The organism is Mesorhizobium sp. M7A.F.Ca.CA.002.15.2.1 (assembly GCF_003998715.1).
Classification (GTDB): domain Bacteria; phylum Pseudomonadota; class Alphaproteobacteria; order Rhizobiales; family Rhizobiaceae; genus Mesorhizobium; species Mesorhizobium ciceri.
Genome location: NZ_RZPI01000918.1, coordinates 1 through 1,706, shown reverse-complemented (window position 1 = coordinate 1,706; position 1,706 = coordinate 1). Strand labels below are relative to the sequence as shown.

Annotated in this window: 1 pseudogene; it reads right to left on the bottom strand. The window is 62.5% G+C overall.

Annotation, left to right across the window (positions count from 1 at the left end):
* Window positions 1-1,706, bottom strand: a pseudogene (locus ENZ74_RS31105) (hypothetical protein); the annotation flags it as partial.

Here is a 1,706-nt window from a genome sequence, read left to right as displayed (position 1 = left end):
CATTGAACCGCTGCCGCACGCGGATATCGGTGACGCCAGCTGACGGATCGACGCTCAGCGTATTTCCATGGATATCAAAAGTCAGCGCGCCATTGTCGGGCGTGCCGGAGGCACCAGCCTGGCTCGAGGTTATCCCGCCATTGACGCGGATCGCCTCGAGCGCGGCTGCGGTCGTCGTGCTGACGGTGTTGTTGGTGATGGTGGCATTGACGATCCCATTGCCGTCGCCGTTCGCGACCAGGATGCCATAGTTCGCGACGTGCGTGACAGTGTTGCCGTCGAGCTTGACGGTCACCGTGTTGCTGCCGGTGGCGGTCCCGTTGATGGAGACACTGATACCTGGTCCGGTGCCGGAATCCGCGTTGTTGATGTTGTTGTTGAGGATGTTGCCCGTGAACAGGCCACGCACGACCGGCGATGCGGCACCGCCGCGGTTGACGTTGATCTGCGAGCCCGCGCCGCCGGCACCAAACAGGGTCGCATAGTTCGCCGTGGTGAAGGTCGCGTTCAGCACATTGAAATTATAGGTGCCGGCGCCGTTCTGATCCATGTCCACGCCAACGAAATTGTCGGTGAAGGTGCCGCCGCTGCCGGCGACGCCGGCCTGGCCGACATCGAAATCGATGTTGCCCGAGCCGTTGTTGATGAGCTGGATACCTCTCGCGAAATTGCGCAGGAACGACGAGTTCGTGACAAGGCCGGTGATGTTGGCGGTGCCGTCGGCCTGCAGCAGCAGGCCGACATTGCCTGGCGGTCCCACGGAGGTGTCGCGGAAGGTCGAGCCCGAAACAGTGATGTTCAACGTGCCGCTGTTGTTGAAGACGTTGAAATTGTCCTCAAGGCCGTTCGCGATCACCGAATTGGTGATGGCGACGGTGCCGGTCAGGCCGTTATGGGCGGCGTCGGCGGCGCGGAAGCTGATCGAGCCTTCGTCGGCCGCGGCGCTGGTGCCGTTCGTGCCAGAGGTTGCGTTCACCACGCTATTGGTGAGCGCGAAGCCATTCACCTCGAACCCTCGGATACCGAAATTGTCGAAATCGTTCAGCTGCAGACCATTGAGCTGCACATCCTTCGTATTGCTGAGGTAGATGCCGGTGCCTTGCGTGGCGCTGCCATCGGCGCCGGTCTTGTTGGCGATGACGCCCCCGCCGGTCGCGCCGACGTTGGCGCCATTTCCAGTCACATGCAAGCCGCCATTGCCGAGCGCCGTGCCGGTATTGACCAGGATGATGCCGTTGGCGCTACCGCCATTCGATGTGATGCTCTGGAAGACAAGGTTCCCCGAGCCGATATTCGTGTTCTCGACATCGAGCGCGGTGCCGGTCCCCGAATTGATCGTGCTGCCGGAGCCGGTGGCGGTAACCGTGCCGCCGCCGGTGGCGCTGAAGCCGGTGGTGTCGCTGGTTGAGGTATCGATCGCCAGCTTGTTGGTGAAGCTGATCGTCGTGCCGTTGGTGCCGCCATTGGCCACCAGGTTGATGCCGTCGCTAAAGCTATTCGATGTTATGGCGCCGTCGAACGAGATCGTGCTGCCGCCGCCGGCGGTGCCGGTGTGGTTCTGGACGTCGATCGCGGTGGCGTTGGCGGTGTGGGTAATGGTGCCATTGTAATCGATATTGGCCGAACCGCCCGAAACCAGGAACGCCGTACCCGTTGCACCGCTCAGCGCGCCGGAACCGAGGTCGACCGTGCCGCTGACGTTGGTC